Annotated in this window: 24 protein-coding genes; 15 read left to right on the top strand and 9 right to left on the bottom strand. The window is 49.8% G+C overall.

The annotated features are described in order from the left end of the window. The first annotated feature begins 111 nt into the window (after nt 1–111). From EHT25_RS28895 to EHT25_RS28885, 3 genes are all read left to right on the top strand, one after another. On the top strand, nt 112–1,638 hold the full coding sequence (locus EHT25_RS28895) for a GH3 auxin-responsive promoter family protein (RefSeq protein WP_124878921.1): 1,527 nt from the start codon (nt 112–114) through the stop codon (nt 1,636–1,638). 70 nt (nt 1,639–1,708) lie between these two features. Further along, complete coding sequence (locus EHT25_RS28890) at nt 1,709–2,950, top strand: 4-hydroxy-3-methylbut-2-enyl diphosphate reductase (RefSeq protein WP_124878920.1); 1,242 nt, start codon at nt 1,709–1,711, stop codon at nt 2,948–2,950. Between the two features lie 149 nt (nt 2,951–3,099). Further along, the gene (locus tag EHT25_RS28885; protein WP_124878919.1) at nt 3,100–3,942 is read left to right on the top strand and encodes a sugar phosphate isomerase/epimerase family protein; all 843 of its coding nucleotides are present in this window, start codon (nt 3,100–3,102) and stop codon (nt 3,940–3,942) included. A gap of 82 nt (nt 3,943–4,024) precedes the next feature. Here the strand turns inward: EHT25_RS28885 and EHT25_RS28880 are convergent, their stop codons facing one another. Further along, complete coding sequence (locus tag EHT25_RS28880; protein WP_229311828.1) at nt 4,025–5,500, bottom strand: glycoside hydrolase family 10-like protein; 1,476 nt, start codon at nt 5,498–5,500, stop codon at nt 4,025–4,027. Nucleotides 5,501–5,981: 481 nt separating this feature from the next. On the opposite strand from EHT25_RS28880, the gene EHT25_RS28875 reads away from it, so the two are divergent. Further along, nucleotides 5,982–6,452: an Lrp/AsnC family transcriptional regulator gene (locus tag EHT25_RS28875; RefSeq protein WP_124878917.1), complete on the top strand. Its 471-nt coding sequence runs from the start codon at nt 5,982–5,984 to the stop codon at nt 6,450–6,452. A 93-nt stretch (nt 6,453–6,545) separates the two neighbouring features. On the opposite strand, the gene EHT25_RS28870 is transcribed toward EHT25_RS28875, so the two are convergent. Further along, nucleotides 6,546–7,766 (bottom strand): tetratricopeptide repeat protein, encoded by a 1,221-nt coding sequence (locus EHT25_RS28870; RefSeq protein ID WP_124878916.1) that lies wholly within the window; start codon nt 7,764–7,766, stop codon nt 6,546–6,548. A 123-nt stretch (nt 7,767–7,889) separates the two neighbouring features. Between EHT25_RS28870 and hpt the strand changes: the two genes are divergently transcribed. After that, nucleotides 7,890–8,417 (top strand): hypoxanthine phosphoribosyltransferase, encoded by a 528-nt coding sequence (gene hpt, locus EHT25_RS28865; protein WP_124878915.1) that lies wholly within the window; start codon nt 7,890–7,892, stop codon nt 8,415–8,417. Here the strand turns inward: hpt and EHT25_RS28860 are convergent. Next, nucleotides 8,414–9,649, bottom strand: a complete 1,236-nt coding sequence (locus tag EHT25_RS28860; RefSeq protein ID WP_124878914.1) for an NADH-quinone oxidoreductase subunit D — start codon at nt 9,647–9,649, stop codon at nt 8,414–8,416. The two genes, hpt and EHT25_RS28860, sit on opposite strands and share 4 nt — an antisense overlap. 226 nt (nt 9,650–9,875) lie before the next feature. On the opposite strand from EHT25_RS28860, the gene rpmG reads away from it, so the two are divergent. From rpmG to EHT25_RS28825, 7 genes are all read left to right on the top strand, one after another. Further along, entirely contained in the window at nt 9,876–10,058 is a 183-nt protein-coding gene (gene rpmG, locus EHT25_RS28855; RefSeq protein WP_038121932.1) for a 50S ribosomal protein L33, read from the top strand. Nucleotides 10,059–10,091: 33 nt separating this feature from the next. Then, nucleotides 10,092–10,247: a DUF4295 domain-containing protein gene (locus EHT25_RS28850; RefSeq protein ID WP_111626371.1), complete on the top strand. Its 156-nt coding sequence runs from the start codon at nt 10,092–10,094 to the stop codon at nt 10,245–10,247. 136 nt (nt 10,248–10,383) lie between these two features. Beyond that, nucleotides 10,384–11,343 carry a signal recognition particle-docking protein FtsY gene (gene ftsY, locus EHT25_RS28845; RefSeq protein WP_124878913.1) on the top strand — a complete coding sequence of 320 codons (960 nt, stop codon included), beginning with the start codon at nt 10,384–10,386 and terminating at the stop codon, nt 11,341–11,343. 163 nt (nt 11,344–11,506) lie between these two features. Further along, on the top strand, nt 11,507–11,980 hold the full coding sequence (locus EHT25_RS28840; protein WP_124878912.1) for a hypothetical protein: 474 nt from the start codon (nt 11,507–11,509) through the stop codon (nt 11,978–11,980). Nucleotides 11,981–11,986: 6 nt separating this feature from the next. Next, a complete protein-coding gene (locus EHT25_RS28835; RefSeq protein ID WP_124878911.1) occupies nt 11,987–12,628 on the top strand; it encodes a PH domain-containing protein in 642 nt (213 codons plus the stop codon). A 165-nt stretch (nt 12,629–12,793) separates the two neighbouring features. Further along, complete coding sequence (gene rimO / locus EHT25_RS28830) at nt 12,794–14,110, top strand: 30S ribosomal protein S12 methylthiotransferase RimO (RefSeq protein ID WP_124878910.1); 1,317 nt, start codon at nt 12,794–12,796, stop codon at nt 14,108–14,110. Nucleotides 14,111–14,170: 60 nt separating this feature from the next. Further along, nucleotides 14,171–16,123: a sensor histidine kinase gene (locus EHT25_RS28825; RefSeq protein WP_124878909.1), complete on the top strand. Its 1,953-nt coding sequence runs from the start codon at nt 14,171–14,173 to the stop codon at nt 16,121–16,123. A gap of 104 nt (nt 16,124–16,227) precedes the next feature. Here the strand turns inward: EHT25_RS28825 and EHT25_RS28820 are convergent, their stop codons facing one another. Further along, a complete protein-coding gene (locus EHT25_RS28820) occupies nt 16,228–17,166 on the bottom strand; it encodes a sugar phosphate isomerase/epimerase family protein (protein ID WP_124878908.1) in 939 nt (312 codons plus the stop codon). A 5-nt stretch (nt 17,167–17,171) separates the two neighbouring features. After that, the gene (locus tag EHT25_RS28815) at nt 17,172–18,461 is read right to left on the bottom strand and encodes a Gfo/Idh/MocA family protein (protein WP_229311827.1); all 1,290 of its coding nucleotides are present in this window, start codon (nt 18,459–18,461) and stop codon (nt 17,172–17,174) included. Nucleotides 18,462–18,688: 227 nt separating this feature from the next. Here EHT25_RS28815 and EHT25_RS28810 point away from each other — a divergent pair, with 227 nt between their 5' ends. Beyond that, complete coding sequence (locus EHT25_RS28810; RefSeq protein WP_124878907.1) at nt 18,689–19,114, top strand: hypothetical protein; 426 nt, start codon at nt 18,689–18,691, stop codon at nt 19,112–19,114. A gap of 148 nt (nt 19,115–19,262) precedes the next feature. Here the strand turns inward: EHT25_RS28810 and EHT25_RS28805 are convergent, their stop codons facing one another. Then, the gene (locus EHT25_RS28805; protein WP_124878906.1) at nt 19,263–20,366 is read right to left on the bottom strand and encodes a chorismate mutase; all 1,104 of its coding nucleotides are present in this window, start codon (nt 20,364–20,366) and stop codon (nt 19,263–19,265) included. 245 nt (nt 20,367–20,611) lie between these two features. Between EHT25_RS28805 and EHT25_RS28800 the strand changes: the two genes are divergently transcribed. Continuing rightward, nucleotides 20,612–21,823 (top strand): proline dehydrogenase family protein, encoded by a 1,212-nt coding sequence (locus tag EHT25_RS28800; RefSeq protein ID WP_229311826.1) that lies wholly within the window; start codon nt 20,612–20,614, stop codon nt 21,821–21,823. A gap of 92 nt (nt 21,824–21,915) precedes the next feature. Then, nucleotides 21,916–22,674, top strand: coding sequence for a lipoprotein signal peptidase (locus tag EHT25_RS28795; protein ID WP_124878904.1), 759 nt, complete (start codon nt 21,916–21,918; stop codon nt 22,672–22,674). Nucleotides 22,675–22,705: 31 nt separating this feature from the next. Here the strand turns inward: EHT25_RS28795 and EHT25_RS28790 are convergent, their stop codons facing one another. The 3 genes from EHT25_RS28790 to EHT25_RS28780 form a co-directional block, all read right to left on the bottom strand. Next, complete coding sequence (locus EHT25_RS28790) at nt 22,706–24,145, bottom strand: hypothetical protein (protein ID WP_310588787.1); 1,440 nt, start codon at nt 24,143–24,145, stop codon at nt 22,706–22,708. Nucleotides 24,146–24,567: 422 nt separating this feature from the next. Then, on the bottom strand, nt 24,568–25,215 hold the full coding sequence (locus EHT25_RS28785) for an OmpH/Skp family outer membrane protein (protein WP_124878902.1): 648 nt from the start codon (nt 25,213–25,215) through the stop codon (nt 24,568–24,570). A gap of 9 nt (nt 25,216–25,224) precedes the next feature. Beyond that, nucleotides 25,225–25,866: an OmpH/Skp family outer membrane protein gene (locus EHT25_RS28780; protein WP_124878901.1), complete on the bottom strand. Its 642-nt coding sequence runs from the start codon at nt 25,864–25,866 to the stop codon at nt 25,225–25,227. Between the last annotated feature and the right edge of the window lie 93 nt (nt 25,867–25,959).

The following is a 25,959-nucleotide window of genomic DNA, read 5'->3' as shown; positions in this document are numbered from 1 at the left end:
TTAACGAATGTAAGCTCAAAAGAACAATAAACCGCCAAATCAGGTTATGAAGCTAAGTTCTACTAAGTACAACATTTTTAGTAAGTTTACTTCCGAATTACCGCTCCGCGTATGACCCTGCTGAATACGACCTTGAAATGGCTGCTGCTCCGGCGTGTGCCACGCATTGAAGCGATGATGGCGCGCCCCGGCGAAGTACAGCAGGCGGTTTTTCGTCAGCTCATCAGCAAGGGGCGACACACCGAATGGGGCAAGAAACACCAGTACGATTCCATTCGAACCGTCCGGGATTTTCAGGAACGCGTACCGGTTTCGTCCTATGAAGATCTTTTTCCGTACATCGAGCGGACCATGCGCGGGGAACAGAAACTGCTCTGGCCCTCCCGCATTCACTGGTTTTCCAAATCATCGGGAACGACCAACGCCCGTAGCAAATTCATCCCGGTTTCGCAGGAATCGCTCGATGAGAGCCATTTCAGAGGTGGCAAGGACATGATGGCGCTCTACGTCGCCAACAATCCCGAAAGCAAAGCCTTTGAAGGCAAAGGACTGTCGATCGGCGGTAGCTTACACGAAAATCCATACGGCCAACACGGTTACGCGGGCGACGTTTCGGCCGTCGTCATGAAAAACCTGCCACCCTGGGCCCAATACATCCGGACGCCCCAGATCGAGGTGGCGCTGATGGATCGCTGGGAAGAGAAGATCGACCGGATGGCCGAAATCACGGCCCGCGAAAACGTCACGAGTATTCTGGGGGTCCCGACCTGGGCGCTGGTTTTGCTGGAAAGAGTCCTGGCCTTAACCGGTAAACAGAATATTCTGGAAGTCTGGCCGAATTTCGAGGTGTTCATCCACGGAGCTGTCGCTTTCCAGCCGTACCGTGAATTGTTTGCCAACGAAGTGTTTCCATCCAACGAGATTCGGTATCTTGAAATTTACAATGCGTCGGAAGGCTTTTTTGCCATTCAGGACGATCTAAAGCGGGTTGGCGAAATGCTGATCATGCTGGATTACGGTATTTTTTATGAGTTTGTGCCGATGGAAGAAGCCGATAAACTTTTTCCGAAAGCCCTGACCATTGAAGAAGTCGAGCTGAATAAAAATTACGCACTGGTGATTTCGACCAACGGCGGCCTCTGGCGCTACCGCGTCGGCGATACCGTCCGGTTTACGTCGCGCCATCCGTTCCGGCTGAAAGTCAGCGGACGAACCAAGCATTTTATCAATGCGTTCGGGGAGGAAGTCATCATTGAAAACGCCGAAACCGCCATTACGCGGGCCTGTGCGGCCACTGGCGCCACGGTGAGTGACTATACCGCCGGACCGGTTTACATGAGTAGCGGCACCCACGGTCGGCACGAATGGGTGATCGAGTTTTCGAGCGAACCGAACAATTTCGACGTTTTTTGCCACGTTCTTGACCAAACGCTTCGGCAGGTCAATTCCGACTACGACGCCAAGCGGTACAACGATATGGTGTTACATGCGCCCATTGTTCATGCGGTTCCGCGGGGGACTTTTTATGACTGGATGAAAACCCGGGGCAAGCTCGGCGGTCAGCATAAAGTGCCACGGCTGAGCAACAGTCGGGAGTACCTGGATGATATTCTGGGCCGCCTGACCACCCTTTCCTAATCAACCGGTTTTGCGAACGAAGCACTTCCGCCCTGTGTTCTTCTGACGATGTCCGTCTAATTTTAAGTGAATGAAAGCCTTCAATATCCCGGAATATTACCGCAGCCACATCATCAGTCCCCTGAAAGAACTTCGGCGGAAACGCGACAAACTCAAACGCGATTTCACGCCCACGGTGCTGGATTTTGGCCCGGTACGGTTTTTGGTGGCCCGGCATTTTGGCTTTTGTTACGGCGTCGAAAATGCGATTGAAATTTCGTACAAAGCCATTGCTGAAAATGCCGGTAAACGTATTTTTCTGCTGAGTGAAATGATTCACAATCCGGATGTCAACCGGGATTTGCAGAAACGTGGGGTACAATTTATCATGGAAACGTCCGGGAAACAGATCGTTCCCTGGGAGGAATTACATAACGACGACGTGGTGGTGATTCCGGCTTTCGGAACAACGATCGAAATTCAGCAGAAGCTAACCGACATTGGCCTGGACGTCGAGCAATACGATACAACCTGTCCATTTGTCGAGAAAGTGTGGAACAAAGCCACTCAAATCGGGCAGAAAGATTATACGGTGGTGGTTCACGGAAAACCGTCGCACGAAGAAACCCGGGCCACGTTTTCCCACAGCAAGGAATCGGCACCGACAGTGGTCGTCAAAGACATGACGCAGGCGCAGCGACTGGCGACGTACATCACCGGCGAATCGCCCAAAGAGCAGTTTTACAGTGAATTCGCGGGGCAGTATTCCGACGGTTTTGATCCGGAGCGGGATTTGCAGCGCATTGGTGTCGTGAACCAGACGACCATGCTGGCGTCGGACACGCAACACATTGCTGATTTCCTGAAAACCGTCATGATCCATCACCACCGGCTGATGCCGGAGGACGTCGATAACCGCTTCGCCAACACCCGGGACACGCTTTGCTACGCCACCAACGACAACCAGGATTCGACCTACAACTTGCTCACCAACCCGGCGCATTTTGCTGTGGTTGCGGGCGGTTACAACAGCTCCAATACCCAGCACATTGTCGAGTTATGCGACGAAAAGCTTCCGACCTATTTCATTGAAACGGAACAAAAAATACTGTCGCGGGACTTAATCCGGCATTTTGATCTCCATACGAAACAGGAGGTGGTCACGGAGAATTTTCTTACGGATCAAAAACCAGTCACGGTTCTGCTGACCTGCGGAGCGTCCTGCCCCGACGCCGTTGTGGAAGGTATCCTTCTGAAAATCGTTTCTTTTTTTGCCGATGCTCGTCCGGTAGACGACGTCATGGCGGAGGTTAATCGCCAGTTTGCCTTCTGAAATTCGTCGGCTAATCGATATAAATACAGTAAAAACCGGGCTGGCATTCCTTTGCTTTCTAAGAAAAACAACGGCCACAAGCAGCTTACGGCGCAGTTTCTAAACCTGAGAAACCGCTATAAAAAACCGAATCCTAACAAATCAATCGCATGTACACCATTGGTATCAACACGTTTTTATTTACGTCACCCTTCACGAATGAGAGCTTGAAGTGGTTTGCACAATTTGCTGAATGGGGTTTCGATACCGTCGAAATCGGACTGGAAGATCCCGCCAACGTCGATCCGCAACTGGTTAAACAAGCCCTTATCGATGCCAAGCTGGGTTGCAAGACGGTTTGCGCAGCGATGGGTCCCGAGCGGGATTTTCGCGGGGATGAAGAACAGCAGCAAAATGCGATGACGTATTTGAAAGGGCTGCTGGATGTCATGGAAATCATCGGCGCCGAAATGCTGGTAGGACCGCTGTACTCGAGCGTGGGCCGGGCCGAAGCTACGCCCAAAGACGTATACGCCGAGCAGCAAAAAGCCGTTGTTAAAAACCTGAAAGAACTGGCTGGATATGCCCAAAGTAAAGGCCTGAAAATCGCGCTCGAACCGTTAAACCGCTTCGAAACCGACTTTATCAACACGGCCGATCAGGCTATTGAACTCGCCGATCTGGTGGGCAACGACGCCGTGCGGCTGCACCTCGACACCTTCCACATGAACATTGAGGAAAAATTCCAGGCCGACGCCATTCGCAAAGCCGGATCGCGGCTGGAACTGCTCCACAGCTGCGGCTGCGACCGCGGGATTCCCGGCAACGATCACATCGACTGGAATTCGATCCGTCAGGCGCTGAAAGACATTGATTTCAAAGGGCAACTGGTCATCGAATCGTTCACGCCCGAAGTGAAAGCGATCGCCAAAGCAGCTGCCATCTGGCGCGACATCGAACCCTCCGGCGAAGACATTGCCGTCAAAGGGTTGGCGTTTTTGAAAACGGTTTAAAAACGATTTGTAGAGACGCGATGAATCGCGTCTTTTTTTCTTTCGATCAATACAGGATTATGAGACGCGATGAATCGCGTCTCTACGGTTCTGGGACGCGGACGTTGACTTGCACCGGAACGCTTTCGTTGTGCAGGCGATCCAGCGCCGTTACCACGTATACATACCGGTTATCTCGGGCTGCGGTTCGGTCGATGAAGCGCGTGGTTTGCTCGCCGACACAAATCGCTACAATGTGGGTGGGGTCTTCGGTATCGATTTTATCCTTCCGGTCAAACCGGTACACGACGTAATAGCTGGCTTTGTCGCCGTCGGGAGCCGGGCCGGGTTGCTGCCAGAACAATTCGACGCCTTCAGCCGTCGGATTCGCCTTTAAGTCTTTTGGCGAAAGGGGCGGCTCGGGGTCTTTCCAGGGCATGGTCGGGATGAGCGCGGGAAACCGGTAAAAGTTCGTCAGCAGCGTATCCCGAACGCCATTCAGGTTGTCAGTCAATGACTTGGAACTGAAGTAAATACTGCCGTGAATCTGCGGAAACTGGCGGTTGTAATTCAGTTGGGTCGTCATCTCGTTCGGATCGTTCCAGGCGCGGTCGCGGGGCGTCGAGCGGTTGATTCGAAACGCACCCTGACCAATGTACAGATGCCGGTTATAGCCGTTTTTGATCCACCAATCGACCAATAAGCGATACGGCACTTTCTGGAAATCCGTGCTGAAATACACCTGCGGAGCAATGTAATCAACCCAGCCTTCACGAACCCACTTGCGCGTATCGGCGTACAGATCAAAATACGACGTCAAACCGCCCGTGGTCTGCGAACCTTCGGGGTCCTGAGCGCGGTTTTTCCAGACGCCAAACGGGCTGACGCCAAATTTTACATACGGTTTGATGGCGCGAATTGAATCCCGAAGTTGCAGAATCAGGCTATTGATGTTTTCCCGGCGCCAATTCGCCAGGTTCATCCCGTTAAAATAGGTTTTGTAAGCGACTTCGTCGTGTACCACTTGCCCTGGTTCGCCGTACGGATAAAAATAGTCGTCGAAGTGAATGCCGTCCACATCGTAGTTCCGAACAATATTGGTCACAATGCCAGTTACGTAATTCCGTACTTCGGGCAAGCCCAGGTTGAATAGTTTCCGGCCGCCGTATTGCAGTATCCATTCCGGTTTTCGCAGGCTGATATGATCGGGAGTCACGCGGGACAATTTGCTGAACGTGGCGCGGTCGAGGTTAAACCAGGCGTGAAACTCCATTCCACGGTCGTGGGTTTCCCGAATCATGAATTCGAGCGGATCGTAGAACGGCACCGGTGCGCGCCCCTGCTGTCCCGTCAGCCAGAACGACCACGGCTCCGTACTTTTGGCGTAAAAGGCATCCGCAGCCGCCCGGATCTGAACCACTACCGCGTTGATGCCCGCCCGCTGATGGTGGTCCAGCAGGTTGATGAACTCCGCCCGCTGGCTATCGGCGGGCATTCCCCGCACGCTCGGCCAGTCAATGTTATCGACCGTTGCCACCCAAACGGCGCGAAATTCGCGTTTGGGCGGTTTTTGTGCCATCACTACCTCCGTTTCCCCAAGAAGACATAAACACAAGACGAAGAAAAACCGGTACTGAACGCGCATGCACAAAGTTGGTCAAAAAATGATCGTCAAAGATACGGAAGACTCCATCCCCTTTTCAAACTTTGTTACCGACCGGTTTATTGCGTTGCTGCCAGATACGGTCAGCACTGAACGGGCAGGTTATTTTGTATTTTAAGAAGAAGACTTTTTTGTCCGGCGACTCCGTTTATGGAAACCGGCGGTTTCCATACAAAATAATATTTGGAAAAAAATTAAGAACGGCCGATAATCATGTTGAACAGTATTTGGTATAACTATTGTATACAGTAATTTTGAGCGGAAAATTGGGGCGCAAAACCAATCATTATTTTACGTTTTAGTAAAAAATCCATATTTTTTTATAAAAATAAAAGGATTGTGTTTAGTTTTGTATGATCTCATATTGGTTGGATAAAGTTTTAAGTTAATCACTATCATGTCAGGAATCAAACTCGATCAGATTGATCGGAAAGTATTAGAAATTCTACAGACAAACGCTAAAATTACCAATGCTCAGTTGTCGAAAGAAATCGGTTTATCCCCTGCACCAACGCTTGAGCGTGTCAAAAAATTAGAAACTTCGGGCATCATTCAGAGCTACCACGCTCAATTGAATCGGGATCGGGTGGGCCTGGGCGTCACGACGTTTGTGCAGGTTTCACTGGTCGGTCACAAGAAGATGGTAACCGAATCGTTTGTCAATGCCGTGAAGAACATTCCGGAGATTATCGAATGCCACCACATCACCGGTTCCGGCGATTTTCTGCTGAAAGTCATTGCCAAAGATATTGCTTCGTATCAGGTGCTGATGCTGGAGAAAATCAACGAAATCGAAGAAGTCGCCAGCACCCAAACGATGGTGATTCTTTCGACTTTCAAAGAAAGCAAAGTGCTTCCGATTCCCTGAAGGAGTTAAGAGTGATGAGTGATGAATTAAGAGTCATGAATGCATCAGCCAACCGCCGGACGGCCGATGCCGCCCCGTCTTAATTCATCACTCTTAATTTTTCCTCGCTTTCCTCCGCTCCTCTCTCCGCAGTTTCTTCAGGTTATCCAAACCGTCTTTGGCTTCTTTGTGCTGGCTGGATTTGCGGTCGGCTTTGTCGATTACTTCCTTATAATAAGTCTGCGCCTGCTCGTAATTTTTTTCAGAAGCCGCAATTTTCCCCAGGCTCAACACCGACGCCCAGTAATAAGCCGCATCGTAGGAATTAGTCTGTTTGGCAAAATCAATGGTTTTCTGATAATATTCCTTCGCTTTGGCCAGGTCGTGGGTGTAGTGCTGGTTGTGATAGGCCAGAATGTAAGCCGCTGTCCGTCCGCCAACCCCTTCGTAGCCGTCCATTCCCCGCTCAATTTTGCTTAGAATATTGAGCGAAGCCGCCGATGCCTCATTGGAATAGCCGCGCACGAAAGCCGTTCGGGCATAATACCGCTCGAAATAGGGATTGTCCGGGTATTGCTGCCACATGTATTTCGCCAGATCATACGCTTTTCCGTATTCATTTTCCATGCTGTAGATCTGAAGCAGAAAATACCGGGCTTCGGTCCGCGTATAAAAAGCGTTATTGGCCGTTAGCTCCAGTTGCCGAATGCCTTCCGTTTTGTTGCCTTTCGGGAAAAACATCAGAATCGGTTTCAGCGCCGGATAGTTTTTGGGAATCCACTGGGCGTAGTAATTGAACAACCCATCGCCAAAGAGCAATTCGGGCGTCAGATCGCCGTTGCCTTTGCATTTGTCGAAATATTTCAGGGCATTTTTACCGGCCCAGGTCGCCTTCGCCCACTTCTTGCGTTCGGAATACAGGCGGCCTTTAAAACCGTAGGCAGCTGCCAGGAAAAATGACGGTTCGACCTTGTTCTCTTTGTCATCGTAGAGCTTCTCGGCCTTGGTGATGGTGGTGTCCAGGTAGGCAATACACTTGTCGTCGAAGTCGGTATTTTCGGTATTCGGAACAATCTTCCACCACTCGGCCAGCGCCATCAGAAAGTAGGGCATCGGATGATCGGGATACCGCAGTTTTAGCCAGCGAAACTCTTTGTCGGCCTCGTAGAATTTGTAATTATACAAGTTGTTGATAGCCTCCGCCGACTCGATCTGAACATCGGGGCGCTTCAGCAGCATATCGTATTTTTTGTCAAAATCAGCCAGTGAATACACCTGGGCGTGGGCTGCGAAGGTCAGTAACAGGCCAATTAGAACAAGACTATATTTTTTCATTTTTAAAGGATACTGGTATCGTCTTCTATCAACGAAGTTTTTGAATTTCCAGTTTACGCCACCAAAAGTTTTTACGAACCCATCGGATGCCTTACCTTTGACGTTCGCGTCAACGGGCTTCCTATGCTGACTATCAAAGACAAACGTTTTGTTCCCTTCATTGATCAAAACAAGTTAAAAAACCGCATTGTTCAACTGGCCGACCAAATCAATCAGGACTATCAGGGAAAGCAGCCTCTGCTCGTGGTGGTACTGAATGGCGCGTTTATTTTCGCGGCCGAACTGATGACGCACCTGACCATTCCGTGCCGGGTTACGTTCATTCGGGTCAGCTCGTACCAACAGACGGCTTCGACAGGCGTGGTGAAACAGGTACTGGGTTTGACCGAATCGCTGGAAGGTCAGGATGTGATTCTGATTGAAGACATCATCGACACCGGTTTGACGATTCAGGATGTTTCCCGACATCTGCGGGAACAAAAACCAGCTTCGCTCGAAATCGCGACGATGTTGTTCAAACCGGAAGCGTTGCAAATGGAGGTTGCCATTAAATACGTCGGCTTTGAAATTCAAAACCAGTTTGTGGTTGGCTTTGGGCTGGATTACGACGGTTTTGGCCGGAACGCGAAAGAAATTCTGATCCTGGCCTAACGGTCTACCTCACCCATCACGACATCGATCGACCCGATGATAGCCACCAGATCGGCAATCATCGCCCCTTTCGAAATTTCGCTGATCATCGACAGGTTGTGGTACGAACACGACCGCGCCCGACACCGAAACGGAATGTCCGACCGACCGTCGGCCCGGAAAAAGAAGCCCAGCTCGCCTTTTGGGATTTCGCCCCGGATATAAAACTCCTGCGCCTTGGGCCGGATTTTCTTGGGTGCCATCGCCTGCGGATCAAAGTCGCGGGTTCGTTTCAGGTCGCCCGTCAGTTGCTTCAGGCACTGTTCGGCAATTTTCACCGATTCCCAGCACTCCAGCACGCGTACGTAATTTCGGTCCCAGCAGTCGCCCAGCGTTCCCATTTTTCCTTCACCAATCGGAATATCGAAATCCAGTTCGGGATAAACGGAATACGCATCGACCCGGCGCAAATCATACCGCAAACCTGATCCGCGCAAAACCGGTCCCGTACAGCCGTAATTGATCGCAACCGGCAATGGCAACACGCCCACGTTGGTGGTTCGTTTCACAAAAATTTTGTTTTCGGTCACCAATTGCTGCATTTCCAGCAATTTCGGTTTCAGATACGTCAGAAACTCCTGACACCGCTCTTCAAAACCGACCGGCAGATCGTAATACAAACCGCCAATCCAGATGTAATTATAGAGCATCCGCGCCCCGCTGATCCATTCCAGAAGCCGCTGCAGGTGCTCGCGGTCGCGCATCATCCACAGAAACGGTGTATAAGCACCAATATCCAGCGCATACGTCCCGATAGCGACAAAGTGGGACGCCAGGCGGTTTAATTCCGCAACCAGCACCCGAATGTATTCGATCCGGCGACCGTCGGGGCGGCTCAGCAGTTCCTGGTCGATGCCCAGCATCCGTTCGACGCCCATGCAGAAAACATGTTCGTTGTTCATCGCGGCCACGTAATCCAGCCGATCGACAAACGGCAGCGTCTGGTTAAACGGCATGGATTCGGCATGCTTCTCAAAACAACGGTGCAGGTAGCCCAGATGCGGCACAACGTCGACAATAATCTCGCCATCGGTGACGATTTCCAGCCTCAAAACGCCGTGCGTCGACGGGTGTTGTGGCCCCATATTGAGAATCATCTCACCGGAACTGAGGTCGTCGAGTGTGTATTTATTCGGTTCCGAAGCCTGAAACAAGCCGGGTTGGTAGTCGTATTGGATGGTTTGTGTGGTCATCGTGCATCAAAGGTCGCCAGTCAGCACTCAAAAATCAAAAATTGGTATCCGGTTTTCAGTTTACGGTATCCGGTGGCTGACGCAAGCTTAGGATGAATGCGTCAGCCGCCGAATACCGTAAACTGAAAACCGGATACCTACTTAGCAATTATTTCGCAATTAACCGTTGTGGTTTTTAAGACTTTATCTTACCTTTGCGTTCCTGTTTGAGAAAATATTTACTGCAATGGCTAAGAAAGGCAATAGAATTCAGGTTATTTTGGAGTGTACGGAGCAGAAGGACACGAATGTACCGGGCACCTCACGCTACATCACGACCAAAAACCGTAAGAATACGCCGAGCCGGATCGAACTGAAAAAGTACAATCCGAACTTGAAACGCGTAACCGTACACAAAGAAATTAAATAATTGTAACTGCGGGATAGCTCCCGCCGATCCAAGATGGCAAAGAAAGTTGTTGCAACCCTGAAGAAAGAAGGTGGCGGTAAAAACTTCGCAAAAATTATCAAAGCCGTAAAGTCGCCAAAAACCGGCGCTTACACCTTCAGAGAAGAAATGGTCCCGCTGGAAGAAGTACAAGCCGCGTTGAAAGGCTAGTTCTTCCGGTTGTATAGTACATGGAAAGTCCCCTCGGTGGGACTTTTTTGTTTTTATCTTTGTTCGAACAAAGATTGGACGCGGTTTTTGCCGTACTTGTCGGTTATCTGCCATCAAAAGTTCTAACATTACGGAAATGGGTCTGTTTGATTTTTTCTCGAAGGAAAAAAAAGAATCACTCGATAAAGGACTGGAGAAGTCCAAAGAAAGTTTTTTCTCGAAACTCAACCGCGCCGTCGTCGGGAAATCGACCGTCGACGAAGAAGTGCTCGACGAACTGGAAGAGGTATTGATTACGTCGGATGTCGGCGTGGGAACAACCGTTAAAATCATCCGGCGCATTGAAGACCGTGTCTCGCGTGATAAATACGTCAGTACCACCGAACTGGATAACATTCTGCGGGAAGAAATTGCCGCACTGCTGGCCGAAAACAAATCCCTCGATGTTGATAACGAGTTTGCATTACCTACCGACAAAAAACCGTATGTGATCATGGTCGTGGGGGTCAATGGCGTCGGTAAAACCACAACCATCGGCAAACTGGCCGCGCAATTTCACAATCGGGGCTACAAAGTGGTGCTGGGCGCTGGCGACACGTTCCGGGCGGCCGCCGTGACGCAGTTGAAACTCTGGGGACAACGCGTGGGCGTTCCGGTCATCGAACACGGCATGAACACCGACCCCTCGGCGGTCGCTTTCGACGCGGTCAAAAAAGCGGTGGATATGAACGCTGATGTGGTGATTATCGATACCGCGGGCCGTCTGCACACGAAAGTGAACCTGATGAACGAACTGTCGAAAATCAAGCGGGTGGTCCAGAAATTCCTGCCCGAAGCGCCCCACGAAGTACTGCTGGTGCTGGACGGATCAACAGGACAGAATGCGTTTATTCAAGCCACGGAGTTCACCAAAGCGACGGATGTAACAGCGCTGGCCATTACGAAACTGGACGGAACCGCCAAAGGTGGAGTCGTGATCGGCATTTCGGATCAGTTCAAGATTCCGGTCAAGTACATCGGTGTTGGCGAAAAAATTGAAGATTTGCAGACGTTCAACAAGATGGAGTTTGTGGATTCGTTTTTCAAGAAGATATAAGTGCCAGAGGCACGCGATATTTGTAGAAACTGCCAAATTAGCAATTCTCCAGCGTGCCATCGGTACGCAATCTGAGGGTTGCGTACCGATGGCACGCGAATCTGCCCAGGCCAGCGTTCTGCTACAAACATCTGTCCCCAACGGGGCCGTAATTTCTAGCGTTATGTCTGAAAACCGCCTTTCCATCATCCTAAAACCGGCTTTCCTTCTCCTGGCGTTATCCCTTTTCACCGCCTGCAAAACCGGTGAGCGGAATAAATCATTTCAGGGAATCTGCGGTACAGTTATTTTCAAATCCGGGAATCATATGCCCGGCCCCAGTCGTCCGCAGCCCAAAGGCCAGCCGGTTGTTCGGGATGTTCTGATCTACGAATTGACCAAAATAGATCAGACGGAAGCCACAGACGACGGTTTTTATTCCAAAATCAAGACCAAACTCGTCAAACAGGTCAAATCCGGCAAAGACGGTCAGTTTTGCGTCAGTTTACCGCCGGGCAGTTATTCCGTCTTTGTCCGGGAAGAAAAGGGGTTCTACGCCAACCTGTCCGATGGCCAAAACAACATTTATCCGGTGACGGTGGAGAAAGACCGCCGGTCAACAATCACGGTCGACATTACGTATCAGGCGGTATTTTAATCGTTTATGAACGTTTTCCTCACCTTTGCTTTCGTTTTCCTGCCCGTCGGCTGGTTCATCTACAAGATGCTCCGGTTCACGGCCAAAACCGTCGGGAATGAATCGCCCTTAGCGATTGTTGTGAGCTACGAAATCGACGAATGGGAATATTTCACCCAGTTTAATTATCTTTTGAATGTATTCTTCACATTGATTTCAGTATTGCTTCTTTACATAACCGTATTTTTCGCTATACCTGCTGCTAAAGCATATTGGCATTGGATCATCGGTTTAAGTTTATTAGCGACAACGCTCTACTCCTTGTGGTTTATGACCCTCGTTTTCCGACTGGACTGGCAATACTGGCTCATCACCCGAAATAAAACCGTTACGCTCGACCCCACCGACAAAAGCCTGGAAATTGCGACTTGGCAAGAAACCATCCGGTTTACAGCCACCGACTTGCAGGAAATTGAAAAACATGGGCCAGGCCTGAAGTCAAGTAGAATGGTCGCAGGTTATAGTTATCTGGTTTTCAAATTAAAAACCGGACGGTCTTTCTGCCTCAATTTTAATAAAAGTTACCTCGATTTCGCGCTGGAAGACTATTTCAAAACCGTCCCGATTCGCTACGTCCCGCATAAAATTCCCTGGATAAAAGCGGTTTGACTTTCATCAGAATTGTACTTTTCCGAACTTTGCCCAAAATACCGGTGTTCTGCCAACACGCTTACCACGTTAGCTTTATCATTTAATCCGGTCTGGCTGCAAAACCGTCTTTAGAATCCGGATAATCCTGTTAATCAGGAAAAATCTTTTTAATCCTGGTCTGTTTTGAAAACAAAAGGAGTACGCACGAATAAAATCAATATCGTTACGCTGGGTTGTTCCAAAAACCTGGTGGATTCGGAAGTCTTATATACGCAACTGAAGGGCAACGGGTATAACGTTTCGCACGAATCAAAGAAAGACGATGCCAATATTGTAGTAATCAATACCTGCGGTTTTATCGATAATGCCAAAGAAGAATCGATCAACACCATTCTGCGCTATGTCGACGCTAAAGACGCCGGTGTGGTCGATAAAGTGTACGTAACTGGTTGTTTGTCACACCGCTACAAGGACGAGCTGGAAGTTGAAATCCCGACCGTCGATGCGTGGTTTGGTACCAATGAACTCCCACGACTGCTCAAAACGCTGAAAGCCGACTACAAACACGAACTCGTGGGCGAACGGCTTTTGACGACGCCCGCCCATTTTGCGTACCTGAAAATTGCCGAAGGCTGCGACCGTCCGTGTTCGTTCTGCGCCATTCCGTTGATGCGGGGTCATCACGTTTCGCGCCCGGCGGAAGAACTGGTGAAAGAAGCGCAGTCGCTGGCCCGACGCGGCACCAAAGAACTGATTCTGATTGCGCAGGATTTGACCTATTACGGGTTGGACATTTACAAAAAACGCACGCTGGCCGACCTGATCAACCGACTGGCCGACGTCGAAGGCATCGACTGGATCCGGTTGCAGTATGCCTACCCGTCCGGTTTTCCGATGGACGTGCTGGACGTCATGCGCGAACGGTCGAACGTGTGTAAATACCTGGACATGCCGCTGCAAACCGGCTCGACCGAACTGCTCAAAACCATGCGTCGGGGTATTACCCGCGAGAAAACCGAAGCCCTGATCGATACCATTCGCGAGAAAGTGCCGGGCATTGCGCTCCGGACCACGCTCATCGTGGGACACCCCGGCGAAACGGAAGCGATGTTCGACGAAACGTACAATTTTGTGGAAAAAATGCGGTTTGACCGGCTGGGTGCGTTCACGTACTCCCACGAAGACAATACGCATTCGTACACCATGCCCGACGATATTCCGGCCGAGATCAAGCAGGAACGCGCCGACGCCATCATGGATCTTCAGCAGGGCATTTCTTCGGAACTGAATCAGGAAAAACTAGGCAATACATACAAGGTTTTGTTCGACCGGAAAGAAGGCGGTTTTTTCATTGGCCGAACCGAATTTGATTCTCCTGAAGTCGATAATGAAGTGCTGGTTCCGGCTAGCCAGTACGTGCGGCAGGGCGATTTTGCCAACGTCCGCATCACCGAGGCTCACGAGTTCGACCTGTACGGCGTAGTTTCCGAACAAAAATAGCTAACTATCTCGCACCCAAGCCGGTTTTTGAGTATATTTGGAACCGAACCCACCGTCGGTATGGCTCCTCTTTACCGGTTTATTGCTTTTCTGTGGCTCCTGTCCCCGGTTTTTGCCCGGGCAGATCAACCGGTTATACCCCTTTCGTCTGGCAACTCTACGGTCCTGATCGATCACGACCTCTGGTTTGCGCAGGATACTTCCAATCGGCTGACCATCGACCAGGTGCAGCGTCCGGAAATGGCCGTCCAATTCCAGCCCAATTTATCGCCCATTCCCAATTTTGGATACATCAGCAGCAGTCAGCATGCGCATCCGGTCTGGCTGCGTTTCAAGTTAAAAAATACCACAACTCAGGTTCAGGCGCTGTTCTGCGAAGTTGATTTCTGGGCTTTCGACGAATTGCAACTGTTTATCACCGACGGCCAGCAAACGCTCTACAACTCGCCCGTATACGGCTGGAAAACGCCCTTAACCAACAAGATGGTGTATCACCGTAATTACTGGTTTCCGTTTACACTCCCCGCCGGTAGGGAAGTCACCTGTTACGTTCGGGCGTTCAAAAGCCGAGGGGTGCAGGTTATCCCGATCACCATCCGGCCGCAGAGTGCGCTCGATACGTTTGTGTTGAGCGATTATGCGTTCTGGGGTGGTATTTTCGCCATCTTTCTGTTTGTGATCGTCATTAGCCTTTTCTTTTACCTCACCACTTTCGACCGGATTTACGCGAAATACGTTCTGTGCGTTATCGGCCTGGCCGGTTATTTTTTCATCAACGACGGTTTCCTGTATCAGTTTTTCTTCGACAGTCAGTTTCGGTTGCCAAACCGAAACATCTATTTCGTGTTTCCACTGTTGCTTTTTTTCTTCCAACTGCTGTTTGTCCGGTCATTTCTGTCGCTGGAAAAAACGCCCAGCCGCCTGTGGCACCGCATTGCGACGGTCGCGCTGGTGGGCGGCATTTTCTGTCTGGTTTCGCTCATGGCCGAGTGGGTGCTCTACGTCTCTCCCACCGTTGAGTTGATTTTGATGCGGCTGTTTATCGTTTTTTACTGGCTGCCCATGCCGCTGATCTGGGTCTTTATCGTCATCAATTTAATTCAGCGGTATCGCACGCAGGAAGCCTGGCTGTATCTGGTGGCGGTTAGTCCGTTTTATACCCTGAATTTCCTGATCATTCTCTGCAATTTCCGGGTTTTGCCCACCTACGCTTTTCTGGAAAGTTACGAGAATTATGCGCTGGCGGCTTTGTTCGAAGTGGTGGTTTTGACATTTGGGCTGGCGTATCGTTATAAACTCATCCGCGACCGCAACGAACAGCTCAATGAAGAACGAAATCACCAGTTACGGCTGGTTTACGAAGCGCACGTTCAGGGATTGCAACTCAAAAATGAATCGTTTCACGAAAAAGAACGCATCGCCCGTGATCTACACGACAACGTAGGAGCGCAATTGTCGTTCATTGTCAACAGTTTACAGCAAATCGGGCGTCAGGCCGAGAAACAGGTGGTTGCCAATACCCACCATCTGTCGTCGCAGTTACGGTCGGTTGTCGATTACACGCGTGAAGCCATCAAGATGCTCCGCGATACCATCTGGGCTATTAATCAGGAAAGTTTTACGCTCGAAGAGTTTGAGGAACGAATTAATCATTACGTCGGTCGGTATTTTCAGCAGATGGAACCGCTTCAGGTGAACATCCACACGGAAGGCACGCTCACCCAGCCCCTCACCTCCGTTCAGGCGCTGAATATGTTCCGGATTATGCAGGAAGCCCTGCACAACGTGGTTAAACACGCTCAGGCCACGGAAGTAACGGTTTTGCTCAGCGCCAAAGACGACGGCTCATTCCAGTTGAGCGTCAGCGATAACGGCAACGGTTTATCCTGGAATCAGGACGAATCGCTGGAAAACCACTACGGTTTGCAAAATATGAAGAAACGGGCCGAAGAACTCGGCGGCCATTTCCGGATTTACTCCGACCGCGGAACCGTAGTGGAAGTGGCGGTTTAAAACTTATTCTCTCAAAATTCAGAACCTTCTTCATCAAAATAGCCCAGCCCGGACATATCGGGCTGGGCTACTTTTACAACCATAAACGCGATTTCTTGCTACCGTTAGGCCTTGTAAATAGCATCCATTTTTTCCCGAATCGTCAGCAATCGCGTGCGGTCGCCCCCGTTAACTTCGGCCGAGGCCCAGCCCGAATAACCGATTTTCTGGAGGGCGCTGTTCACCGCCGGCCAATTGCAGTCGCCTTCCAGCAACTCCACATCGAAGCCTTTCCAAAGTCCTTCATCCTGCTGTTTTTTCAGGCTGAATTCCTTGATATCCAGTTTCAGGATCCGCTTGCCGAGGGTTTCGATCCAATGCACCGGCCAGCCATAACGCAGAATATTGCCGATGTCGAAATACCACCCCACCATCGGGTGTTTGAATTCATCGACAAACCGGGCGGCTTCCAGCGGGCTGATCAAAAAGCTGTTCCAGACGTTTTCAAAAGCGATTTTAACCCCGGTTTTTTCGGCCACCGGCAGCAGCTTTTTGATTTCTTCCCGGCAGCGCTTGTAGGCATCTTCGTACCCAATATCCGCTTTCACCACACCCGGAACCAGCAAAACCGTGGTACCGCCATACTGTTTGGTGTCTTGCAGCGATTTTTTCATGGCTTCCACGCAAACCGCCCGAACTTTCGGGTCCGGATCTGACAGGGGCGATTTCCAGTGCACCGAGTTCACCGTGCCGGGTAATTCCAGGCCGGTTTTGTCGCGGGCGTTCAACACCTCTTTCATGTCGAGATCGTTCGGCGTATCCAGTTCCACCCCGTCGAAACCCAGGTCTTTCAGCAATTTGAATTTATCGAGTATCGACAAGTCTTCTTTTACCATGCCCCATTTGAGGCTTTTCTTCACCATCGGCTGGGCAGCGACCGGTTTTTTCGCCGGATTTACAAACGTGCCAGAAACCGATTCAATGACTTTCGGCAGGTTTTCGGTAACCGCAAAACCGCTTACTGCGGCCAGCGAGCCGTTTTTCAGAAATTCTCTACGTTGCATGGTTTTCAGGAAAAGAGGGTAAAACCGGGTCGGGCGACTTCCACAACCGGGGGCGTCATGTCAAAACTATAGGTGTCCGGGCCCAACTTTTCGGTCGAGTTCATGGCTTCATCCCAGGTAATCCGGCGTCCGGTATAGGCCGCCATGCGTCCCATAATCCCTAACAGCGTGCTGTTGGCCATGTACTCGCCCTGGTTGATCGGCTCTCCTTTCCGAATGGCCGCAAACAGTTCATCGTGTTCGGTCTGGTACATGTCGTTGGCAACGCCGTTGTACTTCCATTTTTTTCGTCCCGTGATTTCGTGCACGTTTCGGGATACGTTGGCGACCGCCCGGCCCTTGGTTCCCAGCGCTTCGCACATATAGCTCCCTTCGCAGTTGACTTGCTGACGGCTGAAATGGAATCCTTTAGCGCCGTCTTCGTATTCGTAGGTAATGGCAAAATGGTCGTAAATATTCCCGTAAATCGGTTCGACCCGCACTTGCCGGCCACCGGTTCCGGCTGCCGACAGCGGCAATTTGTCGCCAAACGCCCACGACATCATATCAACGCTGTGAATGGCTTGTTCGACCAGGTGGTCGCCCGACAACCAGGTGTAATAATACCAGTTGCGGAACACGTATTCGGCATCCGTCCAGCCCGGTTTGCGGGGATGCGACCAAACCGTACCCGTGTTGTAGGTATTATAAACCGTCAGCACGTCGCCAATTGCGCCGTCCTGAATTTTCTCAAACGTGGCTCGTTTCGGTTCGTGAAACCGCCAGCAGAAGCCCGACAGCAGCGAGATTTTCTTTTCCTTTGCCAGTTTGGCGGCTTCCAGCACTTTTCGGACACCGGGAGCATCGACAGCCATCGGTTTTTCGCAGAAAATATGTTTCCCCGCCTGAACAGCCGCCATCAGATGTTCGGGCCGGAAATGGGGTGGTGTTGCCAGAATAACTACATCAACACCAGAATCCAGCACTTTTTTGTAGGCATCAAATCCCAGGAATTTATGTTCTTCGTCGACTTTCACTTTGTCGCCGTGGACTTTCGTCAGGTTAGCCAGCGAATCATCCATTTTGTCCTTGAAAATGTCGCCAACCGCATGAAGCACCACGTTTGGATCGGCTTTCAGGGCCTGGGCGGCTGCCCCCGATCCCCGGCCACCACAGCCGATCAGCCCCACTTTCAGGGTGTCGCTGTTGATTCCGGCAAATGAACGTTGGGGATGCAAAATGGTTACGGCGGGTAAAACGCTGCTGGCGAGGGCCATGCCGGTCATTTTCAAAATGTCTCGACGGGAAGTACTCATAACTCAGGGTGATTTAGGATGCAAATAAAAACCGGTAAAGATTCAATCTGAAAGATACCAGTCAAACCGGGAAAGTCAAAATCTGAATGATTTCCAGATTCATAAAGTCCGTTTATCCCATCATCCAACCTTTTATCGAATATTGTGCAATAAAAGGTACTATGTTTTGCACAGTAATAAATAACGCGTGTATCTTTGGTAGGTACTTACTAAACCAACAACTTGCTATGAAAACACTCCTGACAGCTTTCCTATTGATTTTCAGCGCAGTAATTACGTTCGCGCAATGCGATAAGGACGTTCAGCTAACGACCACAAAAACCGAATACCTGGACGGAACCGGGACGGTTCAGCGAACCGTTGATGAACAAAGTACCATTGAAATTGGAAAAACTGAGATCCTGATTCGGCCGGGGAATGCGGATCGTAAAATGAATGGGACGATCCAATCCACGACCTGCAACTGGAGCGTGCCCTACAAGGATGGTAAAACCGTTCTGAAAGCACTATTTAAAGAACCCTCCGGCGAAGAACGTCATGTGACCCTGACGATTGAAGGGAAAGAAGGCAAAGTAACCTTTCTGATGGAAGTGCAGGAAATGGCGGATCGGAAGATTCTGGTTACCGTTGATTCGTTTAGTGAAAAGAAGTAATTCTCCGGCTTCTGCCCGGATTAAACATAAAAAACCTTCCGGTTAGTTGTCGGTACGGCACCAGCCGCCCGGCACTGAGCCCGGAAGGTTTTTAGGTTGAAAATCACCCATGCAGGATGACTCGCATCCTATTATGACGATCAAACGCTTAGGCGCTCTGCTCGTTGCTGTTCATCACTTCGGTTTGCTTCCGGATGGATTCCACGTGAATGATCTTGAAAATTTCTTCCACCAGTTCCGGATAAAGCCCCATTTTCTGACCTTGTTTTGCGCGCGTCTCGTGCACTTCTTTCCAGCGATCGGGCTGGAAAATGGTTACGTCATTTTCGCGTTTGTACTCGGCCAGTTTCTCGACCAACGTCATCCGGGCGGCCAGTATCTCCACCAATTGCCGGTCAACATTGTCAATTTTGCTCCGGATTTGCTCCATGGCGCTCTGGAACTCAATGTTCTGCGAATCCACTTTCCGGATGTGCAGGTGTTCCAGCATTTCGCCGAAAGCCGCCGGAGTCAACTGCTGAGCGGCATCGCTCCAGGCTTTGTCCGGATCGATGTGCGACTCGACGATTAAACCGTCGTAGTTCAGATCCATCTGCATTTGCGCCAATTCCTGCAGGTACGCCCGTTTGCCCGCCATGTGGCTCGGATCGCCAATGATCGGCAGGTTTGGGAACGTCGACTTCAGTTCGATGGCAATTTGCCACAGGGGAATATTGCGGTATTTTGAAGCCTCACCCGTTGAAAATCCACGGTGGATAGCACCCAGTTTGGTAATGCCAGCTCCGGCAATCCGCTCAAAAGCACCAATCCAGAGGGCCAGATCCGGGTTAATCGGATTTTTGATCAAAACCGGTACGTCAACACCCCGCAGGGCATCCGCAATTTCCTGAACATTAAAAGGGTTTACCGTGGTGCGGGCCCCAACCCACAGAACGTCAACGCCGTATTTCAATGCCAATTCGATGTGCTCGGGCGTGGCCACTTCCACGGCAAACGGCAAGCCGGTTTCGGCTTTGGCGCGCTGAATCCAGGGCAAAGCCTCTTTTCCCATGCCTTCAAAGCTACCGGGGCGCGTACGGGGTTTCCATACACCGGCACGGATGACATGAACTGCTCCCAATTGTGCCAACTGGCGTGCAGTTTCCACTAATTGCTCTTCGGTTTCGGCGCTGCAGGGCCCCGAAATAATGAGCGGTTTTCCGTTCGTCTCTACCCAGCTACTGAGCGGCAGGACTTCTAAACTTGGCTTCATTCTCGTACTCAATCGTTTAATTACTCCTATTACTCTATCGGAAACTTTTATTAAAAAAATTTAGTATATTAGCTGTAGATACAACCTATTTTTCAACTAACTTTACATCCCTTTTGCGCTGACAACAAAACGACGGTAAAACAAGTTTACAGTTCAGTGTTAGGAAAACCGAAAACAAGTTTTAACTTTCGGCTCACAAGTTGGTGCATCAGACAGTGATTATGTCAAACCGAAGTTCATCTTCTATGCCAACGATGGTTCAACGGATCAATACAACCAAATCCGTCTCGTTTGAAGACACATCGATTGCCTTCTCTTCCCAGTCTAATGGGAAACTTCTTAAAACGTATTGGTTATTTGCGTTGATGAATCAAGGATGGCTGGTAAATTTAGGCACTTTTTTTATCAAACTGGCATTCAAACTCCAACTTCCCGTAAAAAAACTCATAAAGAGTACGATTTTCGAGCAGTTTTGCGGGGGCGAAACCATCCAGGATTGCGAAAAAACCATCCAGAAACTGCATGACGGCCACGTAGGAACAATTTTGGATTATTCCGTTGAAGGCGAGGGCAATGAAGCATCTTTCGACGAAACGACTCTTGAAATTTTACGAACCATTGAACGGGCCAGTGAATCGGATGCCATCCCGTTCTCCGTGTTTAAAGTGACCGGGATTGGCTCTACTTATCTGCTGGAAAAAGTACAGGCCGGTGACCCCCTGACCGACGCAGAGCTGGATTCCTATGAGCGCGTCCACCAGCGAGTCGATTTGCTTTGCAAGCGGGCCAGTGAGCTTAACATCCGGATTTTTATCGACGCCGAAGAAACCTGGATTCAGGATACGATCGATAAACTGGCCTACGAAATGATGGATCGCTACAACCACCAGCAATGCATCGTTTACAATACATACCAGTTATACCGCTCCGATAGTTTCGAAAACCTGCGTAAAAGTACCGAAACCGCCCGCTCAAAAGGGTATTTTCTGGGTGCGAAACTGGTTCGGGGGGCTTATATCGAAAAAGAACGCATTCAGGCTCACGAAGGTGAGTACCTCGATCCCATTCATCATACCAAAGAAGAAACCGACCGTGACTTCAACGAAGCGGTTGAATTTTGCCTGGTAAACCGGGATACGGTTTCAATATGTCTGGGTACGCACAATGAATACAGCTGCCACAACTGCATCAGTCGCATGCAGGAGTTAGGCATTGCACCGGATGACCGGCACATCTGGTTCGCCCAGCTGCTCGGGATGAGTGATAATATCTCGTATAACCTGGCGGATGCGGGCTACAATGTAGCAAAGTACGTACCGTATGGTCCCGTTGAAGCCGTGATGCCGTATTTGTTCCGTCGGGCGGCCGAAAACAAGTCGATTGCCGGACAAAGCAGTCGGGAATACCTGCTCGTGAAAAACGAGCTACAGCGCCGAAAAAGCTGTCAAAATAAGTAGATTGACCAATTTTAGGAGCTTTACACTCCAAAACCGTCACCCGGCTGGCCGCTGACCAAGTCTGCCCAACCGGGTGATTTATATTATAAGTCATGGTAAAGAAAAGTCCACTGAAGTTTTTTGTTTTAAGTCTGTTGCTGATTGCGCTGGATCAGGGTGTTAAATTGCTGGTTCATTTCAATATGGAACCGGGGTTTGCAGGGCAGATCCGGGTCATTGGCGACTGGCTTAAACTGCATTATGTGTTAAATCCGGGCATGGCATTTGGCATGCAGCTTGGTCATGAATACGGCAAATTGTTATTGAGTTTGTTTCGGCTGGTGGCAATGGCCGGTATCGGATGGTATTTGGTGCATCTGGCGCACCGGGGGGCACCCAACGGACTTTTATGGGCAATGGCTATGATTCTGGCCGGAGCTGTGGGCAACGTAATCGACAGCACCTTTTACGGCGTATTTCTCGACAATGCACCTTACGGTTCAACGACTCCGTGGTTTCACGGGCAGGTAATCGATATGGTTTTTGTGGATGTCTGGGAAGGGTTCCTGCCCGATTGGGTACCGATCTGGGGTGGACAGTATTATTCGACGCCTATCTTTAACATTGCCGATTCCTGCATCTTCGTCGGCGTCTGTATTATCCTGTTTTTTCAGCGCCGGTTTTTCCGCGAGCAGCATGAGGAAGACGGTTTGCTGCCCGATGATCTCTCTCCCGATACCGCTGCGGTTTTGCCCGCCAGCGAATTTGAAGATACAACCTCAACGGATACTGACTCGCCGGAAACGGATGCGGTTTCGTCCGATGAGCCACAAGCCGACTTGCAGCGCCCCCGGAATTCGCCGGAAGAATAACAAAGAAGTAGATCGCCCGTGTGGTTATTGATTATTGACGGCTGTTTGATTGGCGGCTGCTCGTCTGCCCTTCTTCCATGGGCGTAAAGTCCTTAAACATACGTTTCAAAGCTTTATCGGTCGCTTCGGTTTTGCTCTGCCAGGCAGCGTCCAGTTCGAGCGCCACCAGTCCCGAGAGGCTCATGGCGGCCCGGAAATCATCCAGTTTCCTGACAAAATCCTGATTCCGGCGAGTGGCTTTCAGGGCAAATTCACGCGCAAAGACCTCACCTTTGTTCTGCAATTCGCTCTTTTTACTCATGACGTAGTTGAAACGGTCGAGCAGGTCCTTCATCGATTTCCCGATTACTTCTGTTGCTTCCAGTGTTCCCATTGTCAATACCGCCGTTCCACCTACTGCCGATACATACCGCATATTGGTCTGAACCTTGGTATTTTGGTTATTCGCTACCACGGCTGGCGTTACGCCCGTAACAGCCCCCAGACCGGCATTGGCCACCGAGCGGTTTCGCTTACCGGTTTTCGCTCTTCGGTAACTCCGCTTGAGTTCTTCTTCTTTTTCGCCCAGCTGTTCCAGAATGTTCCAGGCCGTTACCAGCGCCTGCCGGTATTGCGCGTAGTAATAACGATCTTTTTCGTCTTCATTGATCGCATTATACACGGTAAAGTTGATCTTGCGTTCGGCCCGGTTCTGGCCTTTATCCAGCGCAAAAAAGACAATTTGAAACGTTAGCGAATCATACGGATCTTTGACAAATTCGTAACCCGGTTTCCAGATGAATTCGTAATTGGTTTCGGTATTTTTCCGCAGTGCACTCTTCGGCACATCCTGGCTTTCCGACAGAAAATCGAAAGTTGTAATGTCGTCATCGCCATTGGGATCGCCCAGATAGAACTTCAGGTTGACCGTCGCATTTTCCTTGATCCGTACGCGCGGATCTTCTGGTATTAACGTAATCTCCGGCGGCACGTCCATCTGGGTCACTTCCACCTTCAAACGTCCCTTGGTGCGTGATTTGGCGGGTTGGTCTTCCACCCAGAACTCGATATACTGCGCTTTATTCGCTCGTAACTGATTGAACTGATTGAGGGACAGATGCCACGTCAGTTCGCCCTGTGCCGTCAACTTCGACCCTTCCGGCATCTGGTCGGGAATCGGAATAAAAACCACCGGGTCGTTGTCTTCGTCACGAACGGCGGTGGCATCAATTTTATAAACATTCTGCGTTTTATTGCGAACGTAAAAAGGTCGCAAATCGCCAATGATGGGTGGCCGATTCACGTGTTGCACTTTCAAATCGACAGACTGGCTGGCAGTTTCGCCCTGTTTATTCCGAATTTCGAAAACGAGGGGAATGCTTTTAGTGGTATTGATCCGATCGGCAATATCAAAACCCGGAGTCCAGCGGAAATGGCCCAACGAATCGAGCGTCATTCCCTCCATTTGGCCCTGCTTGATCGAATACGTCAATGAATCCGATTTACTACCTGCAGCCCTGATCTGGACATGGATCGTTTGGCCTTCCGCTACGACATTCCAATTCGCGTTTTGTCGATCCGACTGGTTAGGTAGGATTATTTGAAGAGGCTTAGCATCTTGTGCTAAACCTGTCAGTTTGGTTAAGATTACGAATAAAGTAACTAAACTCCCAATTTTTTGAAACATGAGAAATCGTCACCGATGGTTTATTAGTGTAACGTAAAAATAATAGATAGATTTCATGCAATCCGTAAACTGAACGTATAATTGATTCAACGCTTTTTTTGCATCTATTCGTTTTGTATTTATTTAAGAAAAACTTCGACACAATTCTCTTTTTATTGCAAGTTTCGGGCACCGGATAAACAAAAAGCCGCCCATTTCGGGGCGGCTTTCCGTCAATTGGGTAAATCTTACTTATTTTTTTTCGGAGCCGGAGCCGTAGTGGTTGGTTTCGCCGGCGTCGTAGCGGCTGGTTGTGCAACCGGTTGTTTTGATGGCAGTGGTACACCCATCTTTTTAAACACCAGTTCGGTTACATCGTTCTCTTCGGGTGCGTACAGCAGTACGGGAATGGTGCCTGAACCAGCGTCGAGGTTAAAGATGAACGTAAAACCGCTCTCTTTGGCAACCGCGTCAATGTTCTTCTGGATTTTCTGCATCACCGGATTCACCAGCTGATTGTATTTCGTCTGCAATTGCGTCGAAGAGTTACTTTGGAACTCCTGGATGCGTTGTTGCAACCCCTGCAATTCTTTCTCTTTATCCGCTTTGATCAGATCAGACATCTGAGCCTGGCCTTTTTCGTAAGCCGCCAGTTTGTCCTGAAACTCTTTGGACATTTCCTGGTAATTTTTCTCCAGCTGCGTCCGCTGAATGGTAATCTGGTTCTGAATATCTTTGCTTTCCGGCATGTTCTGCAGGATATATTCCATATTCGTATAACCAATCTTCACAGAAGCCACTGGGGCCGCTGTCGTGGCCGGTTGTTGCGCCTGTGCCCACACCTGGCTACCTCCTAACAGCAGAGTTACTGCCAGTGCAATGAGTTTGTTTTTCATTCTAACTTGTTATTTTGGTTGTTTTGTAGGTTTACTTGTATTTGATTTAGAATTGCTCCCTGGGTTTAACTCCCTGTCCGTCGGATTAATACTGGCGGGCTCGGGAGCAGCGGTCGTTTTGACTTTTTGATCGGCCGTCAACCCCAACTCTTCCATGACATAATCCGTATAATCGTGCTTCGGATTGGTATACAGCATCACCACGCCTTCGCTGGCTTTATCCAGCACCATGTCCAATCGTTTCTGAGCCGCTACTTTGTCGATGGCCCGCATGACGGTTTCGGTCACGGGTTTCATCAACTCTTTTTTCTTCGAAAATAACAGCCCTTCGTAACCAAACACTTTGTTATTATACTCCCGTGCCTCGCGCTCCTTGTCACTGATAATCCGCAACCGGTCCCGCTTCATGTCTTCCGTCAGCAGGATTTCTTCGGCCTGATAGGTCTTCTGCAATTTGTCGATCTCCGAATATTTATCCTGAATATCCTTCGACCATTTTTCGGCGAACTTATCGATCTCCGTCAGGGCTTTCTGATACGCGGGCATTTTGCTGGTGATATACTCCGAGTCAACGTACCCCAATTTCTGCGCCTGAACCGACCCAAAAGCCGAAAAGGAGAGCAAAGTTACAAAAATTAGTCCTTTTTTCATGACATTTTTTGAAACAAAACCGGAGAGTCCCGACATTATTTTATTCTGCATGAACCAATTACAGTCAACATGCCCCTGATTTTGTGTTTATCC

Source organism: Larkinella rosea (genome assembly GCF_003858635.1).
GTDB lineage: Bacteria > Bacteroidota > Bacteroidia > Cytophagales > Spirosomataceae > Larkinella > Larkinella rosea.
The sequence above is the reverse complement of the archived record's forward strand: the minus strand, read 5'-3'. Positions and strand labels throughout refer to the sequence as shown.